This window comes from Kocuria sp. (assembly GCF_030536815.1).
GTDB lineage: Bacteria > Actinomycetota > Actinomycetes > Actinomycetales > Micrococcaceae > Kocuria > Kocuria gwangalliensis.
This window is the reverse complement of sequence record NZ_JAUNPE010000088.1, coordinates 1-9,116: the sequence shown is the minus strand read 5'-3', so window position 1 is coordinate 9,116 and position 9,116 is coordinate 1. Positions and strand designations below refer to the sequence as shown.

The window sequence follows — 9,116 nt, the reverse complement described above, 5'->3', positions numbered from 1 at the left end:
TCAAATACAGGTTGGTGGCAATCGACGCGTTGGACAGGCCCTGCGCCATCAGCCCAAGGACCTCGCGCTCGCGGGGCGACAGCAGTTCCAGGTCCTCACGCTGGCGGGAGCGCACCAGAATCTGGGTCAGCACCTCGGGGTCCAGGACGGTTCCGCCCTCGCCCACGGTCTGCACGGATTCCAGGAATTGGTCCACGTCCGCCACACGGTCCTTGAGTAGATAACCCAGGCCTTCGCGGCGCGAGGCAATCAGCTCGGACGCGTAACGCTCCTCCACGTACTGGGAGAGCACGAGCACGGCCACCTGCGGGTGCGCGGAGCGGATGAGGACCGCGGCGCGAATGCCCTCGTCCGTGAAGGACGGTGGGAGCCGCACGTCCACCAGCGCAAAGTCCGGCCGGTGTTCCTCCACGGCCTTCACGAGACCCTCGGCGGTGTCGGTTTCGGCGACCACTTGGTGGCCGGCGTCGGTGAGGAGACGGACCAGGCCGGCTCGCAGCAGCACGGCGTCTTCGGCGATCACGATACGCACGGGGTCACGCTCCTTGATTTTCGACGACGTCGCTCGCGGCCCGGCTGCCCGACCGCACGTTGCGGTCGGACTCGTTGCTGTCGGAGTCGTGACGGTCCGGTTGGTTGGCGTTGGCGCTGGTGCCGGTGCGAGCCGGTGTGTTCAGCGGGAGCTGCACGATGACCTCGGAGGGCCCACCCGTGGGGGAGTTCAAGAAGAACTGGCCGCCCGCGGAGCGGATCCGGTCTTCGATGCCGGACAGGCCACCACCGGGTACCACCCGTGCGCCGCCGCGGCCGTAGTCGCGGATTCCCGCCACCACGGTGGAGGTGCCTGGGATGTCACCGTCCTGGATGGAGACGGCCACGTCAGCGGTGCGGGCACCGGAGTGCTTGATGGCATTGGTGAGGGACTCGGAGACCGCGAAGTACACGGCGGCCTCGGTCTCGGGCGTCAGTCGGGGGACGTTCACGTTCACGTTGACCGGGAACGGGGCCTGAGCGGCAACCGCGGAGATGGCGGCGTCGAGCCCGCGATCCTCCAGAACCGCCGGGTGGAAACCGCGCGCCAGGCGGCGGAGCTCCGTGATAGCGGCCTTGGTGGTTCCGTGCGCCTCGCTCACGAGTTCCTTGGCGTAGGCGGGGTCGGTGTCGATGCGCGACTTGGCCATCGAGAGGTTCATGGCCACCGACACCAGCTGGGGCTGAACGCCGTCGTGCAGGTCGCGTTCGATGCGGGAGCGTTCGGTGTGGGCGCCGCGGACCGCGGATTCGCGGGCCTCGGTCGCGTATTCGACCTGGCGGCGAGCCTCGGCGGCCTCGCGGCGGAGAGCTGCCGACTCGCTCATCCGCAGCAGGGTAGCGGACAGGCCGCGGTGGGCCAGGGTGAGCAGGGCCAGTAGGACTACGCCGATCAGGAGGCCCAGAATGCTTGCCAGCACGCCGGTCCATTCGGGCCACCCCTGAACCGGGGTGAAGAAGCGCTGCGCAATGGAGTTCTCCGGAGCGAACAGCGGCGAGAACGCGCCCACGATGCCCGCGCCAATGGTCACGAGCGAGAACACGGCCAGCGCACCCAGGATGAACGTGAGGATCAGGTGCAGGAAACCCAGCCACATGGAGCTGTCGGTCGCGTCCAACCACAGTTGGTGGGGAACGCGCACCCAGTCCGTGCGCGGCGTGCGGCGCCGCTGCGGGTCACGCAGGTCCAGGCCGAACGACGACGCCGAGCGCCGCCGTTCCAGCCACACCGCCGCCCAGATCACGTACACGGTTCCGGCCAGGACCAGCAGGCCCAGACCCACCGCGGGGATCATGGCGACACCCGTGAAGATCAGGGTGCCGATCACGATGATCCAGAAGAAGTTCAGTAGTGCGTCGATGACCAGGTCCGTGGCTCCGAAGAACATGGTCTTGGGAGAGAAGGTGCTCCACTCGCTTACGGAGTCATGGGAGACGGTAGAAGAGCCGCGTGAAGGAGCCGGAGACTGCGGCGGCTGTGGAGGCTGCGGAGTTCCGTGCGGCGGCAAGGGGCGGGTGTGCTGCGTATCTGCCGGAATCGCTTCCGTGGGTTCCCACGGTGGAGTCGGGCGCGGGTCTGGAGTGGTCATGTCCATAACGCTACGGTTCTGCCCCTGTTTTCCGCGCCAGAGCTAGCCACCGAGTCGGGGTGGGGTTTTCCCCACCTCCGGCGTTCGGGCTCGCGTTGGAGGCGGCCAGTGAAGTCGAAGCGAGCGGCGTCATCTCACTCCACCAACGCGCGGCTTCCTCCAACACACGTGTGTACCTGCATACACTGATGCTCATGAGCGACGGCGTTCAGACCCACTCCGCCCCCACCCGGGCCAATGGCTCCGTGGCGCTCGCGGACCGTGACCTCGCCTCGGACGCTGCACGCGTGGGATGCGTGATCGCGGTGGTGTTCATTCATTTGCTCATGGTCACTCTCACTGCGGATCCGGACACCGGCGAACTCGTTTCCGTGCTGGTCCCCGAGGAACAGACCTGGTACTGGTGGGCCACGTGGATCCTGCAGGTCATGCCGCTGTTCTTCGTGGTGGGTGGCGTAGCCACGGCGGGGGCGCTGCGGCGGCGTCGGGCCAGGGGAGCGGCACCGGCGGAATACGTGCGGGAACGCACGCTGCGACTCATGCAACCGGCGGCCGTGCTGTGGCTGGTCTTCGCGATCAGCGCCATGGCGGCCTTGGCGCTCGGGGTAGGCGAAGAGCTCGTGACGTTCGCGCTGTCCGGCATGGGAATGCCCCTGTGGTTCTTGGCGGCGTATCTGATCGCGCAAGCGCTGGCGCCCGCCTTCTTGGAATTGCACGAACGCATGGGCTGGGTGTGGTGCTGGTTCTTGCTCTCGTGCGTGGTCGCAGTGGATCTCTTGCGGATGGCCACGGATCAGCAGTGGTGGGGGCTGCTGAACATGCTGTTCGTGTGGCCGCTCATTCAGCAACTCGGGTTCTTCCGGGCGGACGGATGGTTTGCGGCCCGCGGCACGCTCACGCTGCTTCTGATCGTCGCCGCTTGCTACGCGCTGCTGGCCGTGTGCGTGTTCTCAGGGCGTTATGCCCCGGACATGCTCACCAACCTGAACCCGCCCACGGTGTGCATGGTGTTGTTGGGGCTGGCCCAAGCGTGCCTGCTGCAGGTGTTCACCCCGGCCCTCAACCGACTCATGCACTGGCGGCCCGCTCAGGCGGTCACGTATGTGGTGGGAACCCGTGCCATGACCATTTACCTGTGGCACCTACCGGTGATCATCCTGGTGATGGCCGCGTGGTTCTTCGCGGGAGGTTACGATCCGGTTCCCGGTTCAGCGCAGTGGTGGTTGTTGCGGATCCCGCTCGCTGTGCTGTGCTGGGTGGCCGTGCTGGCCGTGGCCACGGCGTTGCGCCGAGTGGAGCGAGCCTCGGCCAAGCCGTGGGGCAAGCTACGGCTGACACCGCTGGCCGTCCTCGTCGGGTTGATTTGCGCGGTGGTTCCGCCGCTGCTGGAGATCGTCACTCTGTTGACTCCGGCCCTGGTGCTCTGGGGTGCTGCGGGATCCGTGGTGTGCCTGGTCATCATGAAGTGGGGCGTTGTGCCGGGGCCACGAGGTGTTCGTTGACGTACCCGAGCAGGGTGGGCATCAGCGCGGGATGCAACTGATGACCCATGCCGGGGATCTCGATGAACGTGGCACCCGGAATGGCCTCCGCGGTCGCGGGCCCGCCATCAGGGCGCACGATCTTGTCCTTGTCGCCGTGAATCACCAGTGTGGGCGCGGCGATGTCCGAGAGCACCTCCGCACGGTTTCCTGACGCACGGATCGCTCCGATCTGACGCCGCATGGCCGCCGATTCGCCGTGCGGGTTGAGCGATCGATCCCAGTGGGCCGCGGCCAACTGGGCCTCGTAGGCTTCATCGATCGGGTACCCCGGCCCCGCCAGGTGCCGTCCGATGATCGTGCGGCCCCTGATGTACACGGAGCGATTTGGCGCTCCCGGGAGCATCAGCATCGCGGCGGTGGAGGTCGCGGTGGTGCCGACTTGGGGATCGCCGGTGGTTGAACAAATGGAGACGAGCCGGCGCACCAGCGGCGGATGATGAGCGGCCAAGGATTGCGCGATCATCCCGCCCAGGGAGAAACCGATCAGGTCCGCTCGCTCGATGTTCAGCGCTCGCATGGTGTCCGCGACGTCTTCGCTCATGTCCTCCACGGTGTACTGGTCCTCGGGGAGGTCACCGCTGAGGAGCTGCCGCGCCGAAGGGGCCTTGGAGGTGGCGCGGAACGAGCGGCCCTCGTCCCGGTTGTCGATGCGCACCACGCGGAACCCCTCTGTGACCAGGGACTTCACGAACGAGATGGGCCACGCGGTGAGGTCGAAGGCCAGGCCGGTGATCATGATGACCGCGGGGCCGTCCATGGGCCCATCGATGCGAACGCACATGGTGCGGCCGTCACCGAGATCAATGATTTCCTCCGCGCCCGAATCTCCCGGCCCCGCGAGCAAGGTCGGGAGTTCCTGAAGAACGGGGGCGGCGGCGTCGTCGAACCGCAAGAACTCGTCGACCACGGGCCGTGACCGAAGTTCGCGACGGTCCGCCAGATAACTCATGGACATGAGCCATGGGCTGCGGGTGCCTTGCTTGGGGAGGCCGTCCAGGGCGCGTTGGACGTACCCGGCGTCGAAGTCGAGTAGTGGTTTGGTCTTGAGGCCCTCCGGCGCGAGCGGTCGCACGGAGGCGGCGCCAATTCCGTCCATGTGTGCGAGCAAGCGCGAGAACCAATCCACGAGCAAACCGATTTTGAGCGTCCAGGACGCGTTGGTGTACCCGATCGCGAACGCGAAATTGGGCATGTCGCTCAGCATCACCCCGCGGTAGGCGATTTTCTCGGTGAGGTCCGCGGGTACGCCGTCCAAGCTGAAGCGGGCCCCACCGAACAACAACACGTTGAATCCCGTGGCGGTGATCAGGATGTCCGCGGAGATGTCCTCACCGCTCTCCATGCGCACGCCGGTCTCGGTGATTTCGTCTATGGTGCCCGTGACCACGTGTCCCGCCTCGGACTTGAGGGCGCGGTAGAAATCCCCGCCCGGTGCCACGCACACGCGCTGATCCCACGGTTTATAGGGCGGGTTGAAGTGTTCCTTCACGGAGACGTCGTCGGGCAATTGCGACTTGTTGACCGCAGCAATTGCGCCCTTGACTAGGTGCGGCGCGATCTTGCTGGTCTTCCACAGGAACCGTTGCTGGCGCGTGGCCACCGCGCGCGCCAGATGCGAGGTCCGCTCCTCACCGAGTCTCGGCTTGAGCGCTTTGGCCAGCTGATTCTCCTTGGGGACGGGAATGATGTAGCTGGGCGTGCGCTGCACCATGGTCACGTTCGCGCCCCGCTCCACAAGCGACGGAAGCAGGGTGACGGCGGTGGCGCCGCTGCCGATGATCACCACGTTCTTGCCCGTCACCTCCGTGTCCTGGGGCCACAGCTGCGGGTGGATCACGGTGCCGCCGAACTGCCTCAGTCCCGTGATGTCGGGTTCGTTCGGCTGGTCATAGCGGTAGTAACCGGTCGCATTGAACAGCCACGTTGCGGTGACCTCCCGATACTTGCCCGTCCCGCTCGGTTCATTACTCGCCGACGACGCCGCACTGTCACCTTGCGTGGGCGCCGCCCGGGCGGTGCGTTCCGCGGTGACGCACCAGTGACTGTGTTCGGAGGACCAGTCGGCAGCGACCATGCGCTGGTTGAAGCGGATCAGCTCGTTCACGCCGTATTCGTGAGCGGTGTCGCGGATGTATTGCAGGATGGCGGGGCCTTCGGCAATGGACTGCGGTCCGGTCCACGGTCGGAACTCGTACCCGAAGGTGTACAGATCCGAATCCGCACGCACCCCCGGGTAGCGGAACAGATCCCACGTGCCGCCGGTGGCATCACGGGATTCCAGGATGCCGATGGTCTTGTGCGGATGCTCCTGCCGGAGTTTGCACGCAGCACCGATTCCGCTCAGACCTGCACCGATGATCAGGATGTCGAAGTGCTCAGCGTCCGTGGACATGGTTCATGAATAGCAAGTGTTCCTGCGATTTACATGATCAGTCCAGGTGGTCCCATACGCTGAGGTCTTGCCAGCCGACTGTCACTGTGCGGAGGTACTTGGCTCCCTTGACCTCACGGGCAGCCTTCTCTGTGGCGAAGACTCCCAGGGGTGCCGGATTGCGATCCGCGGAGACGTGGGAGTGGCGAGTCCGTTTGCCCTCGAACACGATGAAGAGCTGATCGCCGTCCCCCACGGCGGGCGCGTCCGGAACGGTGAACCGTTCCCACATGACGCGGTACGTGGGGCGAACAGAGAGTTGTTGCTTTTCGATGGAGCGTGCATCGAACTCGGTGCGGGTCACTGCCACGAGCGGAGCATCCGAAGACTCCGGGTGCTGTTGGAAGACCAGGAACACCTCTGGATCGCTACTGCGGAAGTTGAGAATCTTCTCAAGAATGGATGTGAACGGACGGTTCATGAATTAACCATGACCGACATCCATGCCTTTGTCTGCACTGTTCGCGTTTGTGAAGGCAAATTCGTCAAGTGTTACCCAACTAGGAGCGATGCCTCAATACGTTTGCATGAGGCCGCCGGGACCGCGGACGTGACTGCTAGCATGAAGTGGACCTTATGTGATCCAAGTCACTTAGAAGCACATGCGTAGCTCATCAGGAGGATGATCCGTCATGGCCGACAATCGAGCCGTTGCTTACGAAGGTCCAGGGAAAGTTCAAGTCATCGACACTCCTTATCCGGAGTTCGAACTCAAGGATGGTCCGGGTGTGAATCCGGCCAACGTGGGGCGCAAAGTCCCCCACGGAGTCATTCTGAAAACCATCGCCACCAACATTTGTGGTTCCGATCAGCACATGGTGCGCGGTCGAACCACGGCGCCTCAGGATTTGGTCCTGGGCCACGAAATCACCGGTGAAGTCATTGAAGTGGGGCCGGACGTCGAATTCATCAAAGTCGGCGACATCTGCTCCGTCCCGTTCAACATTTCCTGCGGTCGGTGCCGCAACTGTAAGGAACGCAAAACCGGCATCTGCCTCAATGTGAATCCGGATCGCCCCGGTTCCGCCTACGGGTATGTCGACATGGGTGGCTGGGTAGGTGGTCAAGCGCAGTTCGTGCTGGTGCCCTATGCGGACTGGAATCTGTTGAAGTTCCCGGACCCGGAGCAAGCCCTTGAGAAAATCCTGGACCTGACCATGCTCTCGGACATTCTGCCCACCGGGTTTCACGGTGCCGTGACCTCCGGAGTGACGGTTGGTTCCACGGTCTACATCGCCGGCGCGGGACCCGTGGGACTGGCCGCGGCGGCGTCGGCGTTGCTGCTCGGTGCGGCCGTGGTCATCGTGGCTGACATGAACGATGACCGCCTGGCGCAGGCGCGCAGCTTCGGGTGCGAAACGATCAATCTCACGGAAGGCGACCCGCAGGATCAGATCGAGCAGATCCTGGGCGTGCCCGAGGTGGACTGTGCCATTGACGCTGTCGGTTTCGAGGCGAAGGGCCACGGCAAGGATGCTGAAGAGGCGCCCGCAACCGTGCTCAACTCCCTCATGGAGATCACCCGGGCCGGTGGTGAACTCGGTATCCCGGGGCTCTACGTCACCGGCGATCCGGGCGGTATCGACGAAGCCGCGCAGAAGGGCTCCCTGTCACTGTCGTTGGGCACCGGGTGGGCGAAGTCCCTGGCCTTCACCACTGGTCAGTGTCCGGTCATGAAGTACAACCGTCAGCTGATGATGGCCATCCTGTACGACCGCATCCACATCGCCAAGGCGGTCAACGCCAAGGCGATTCCGCTAGAGGACGCGCCCAAGGGCTACGCCGAGTTCGACCACGGCGCGGCCACCAAGTTCGTTCTGGATCCCAACGGATACCTGGGGGCGTCTGCGGCATAGGGAGCCGCCAGAACCTCGCGGTCGCACGCTGATCGACGTTACGACCCTTGCGTGCGCCACCTCGCAATCTGATCGACCTTGGGACCCGGATTTCCGGGTTTCAAGGCGTTAACGTCAATTAGTTTGTAGACGGTCCCGGGGCGTGGGCCGTACCGTCGACCCGCCTACCGACGGTGTCGGGGCAACCAGAGCACGCGGTCCTAGCGTCGACCAGGCTGCGCCCCGGGCCCGGCTTCAGATCCGCAGGTGCACCAGGCTCGGCCCGGAGATGCTCAGCGCCTGTTCCACGGTGGAGGCCAGGCTGTCCATGGTCGCGGACAACCCGGTCGCGCCGAAGGATTCCGCGAGCTGCACCCAGTCCGGCTGCTTGAGGTCCACGGCCAGCGGGTCGATGTCACGGTCGACCATGCCCTGTCGGATTTCGCCGTACCCGCCGTTGTCCACGCAGATGATCGGCAGGTCCAGCTCGAGTTCCACGGCGGTCGTGAGTTCCTGGATGCTGAACATCAGGGCACCGTCGCCCAGCAGGCACACCACCGGACGATCCGGGGCGGCCAACTTGGCACCGATCGCCGCGGGCAGTCCGTAACCCAGGGTTGCGTACGTGCCCATGTACAGCAGCGAGTGCGGGGTGGGTGCGCGGAAGAACGTGGTGGACCCCATGTACGTCACCTGGGACGAGTCGCCGGCCATGATCGTGTTGTCCGGGACCACCTCCATGATCGTCTCGTTGAGCGCGGCCAGGTCCGGAGCCCACTGGCGGCCCTCGTTGTCCATGGCGTCGAAGACTTCCCGTAAATCCGGGGCTTCGCGCTCGCCGACGCCGCTCCCACCTTCCGCGCGCAGCGCCTCCAGCAACTGCGACACCACGGCGGACGAATTGCCGGGAACCTCGATGTCCGGCGTGAGGTTGCACAGCATTTGATCGCGCATGATGTCCACGCGGATGATCGGCCCCTGGGGAGTGATGTCCCCGCCCCACAGTTCGGCCTCGCCCACCTTGGAACCGATGACCAAGAGAGCATCAGCGGTGCGCATGAAGGTATGCGCTGTGGTCAGTCGCAGATCTGCACCGAGCGACAACCGGTGCTTCTCCGGAATCGCACCCTTGCCGTTGGTCGTGGTGATGACGGGAGCTTCGAGCAGCTCGGCCAGCTCCAACAAC

Annotated in this window: 7 protein-coding genes; 2 read left to right on the top strand and 5 right to left on the bottom strand. The window is 64.9% G+C overall.

Annotated features, from left to right (window positions below):
* The coding region (locus Q4E95_RS08895; RefSeq protein ID WP_303382964.1) for a response regulator transcription factor at positions 1–532 on the bottom strand (532 nt) is incomplete at its 3' end.
* A gap of 4 nt (positions 533–536) precedes the next feature.
* Positions 537–1,919, bottom strand: a complete 1,383-nt coding sequence (locus Q4E95_RS08890; protein ID WP_303382963.1) for a histidine kinase — start codon at positions 1,917–1,919, stop codon at positions 537–539.
* Positions 1,920–2,314: 395 nt separating this feature from the next.
* Between Q4E95_RS08890 and Q4E95_RS08885 the strand changes: the two genes are divergently transcribed.
* Positions 2,315–3,622: an acyltransferase gene (locus Q4E95_RS08885; protein ID WP_303382962.1), complete on the top strand. Its 1,308-nt coding sequence runs from the start codon at positions 2,315–2,317 to the stop codon at positions 3,620–3,622.
* Here Q4E95_RS08885 and Q4E95_RS08880 read toward each other — a convergent pair.
* Together Q4E95_RS08880 and Q4E95_RS08875 are read right to left on the bottom strand one after the other, a co-directional pair.
* Entirely contained in the window at positions 3,579–6,056 is a 2,478-nt protein-coding gene (locus tag Q4E95_RS08880; protein ID WP_303382961.1) for an alpha/beta fold hydrolase, read from the bottom strand. The genes Q4E95_RS08885 and Q4E95_RS08880 overlap by 44 nt on opposite strands.
* Before the next feature lie 37 nt (positions 6,057–6,093).
* Positions 6,094–6,516, bottom strand: a complete 423-nt coding sequence (locus tag Q4E95_RS08875; protein ID WP_095798500.1) for a hypothetical protein — start codon at positions 6,514–6,516, stop codon at positions 6,094–6,096.
* A 211-nt stretch (positions 6,517–6,727) separates the two neighbouring features.
* Between Q4E95_RS08875 and fdhA the strand changes: the two genes are divergently transcribed.
* Entirely contained in the window at positions 6,728–7,951 is a 1,224-nt protein-coding gene (gene fdhA / locus Q4E95_RS08870; protein WP_129702315.1) for a formaldehyde dehydrogenase, glutathione-independent, read from the top strand.
* A gap of 234 nt (positions 7,952–8,185) precedes the next feature.
* Here the strand turns inward: fdhA and Q4E95_RS08865 are convergent.
* A partial coding sequence (locus tag Q4E95_RS08865; RefSeq protein WP_303382960.1) for a thiamine pyrophosphate-dependent enzyme occupies positions 8,186–9,116 on the bottom strand: 931 nt, incomplete at its 5' end.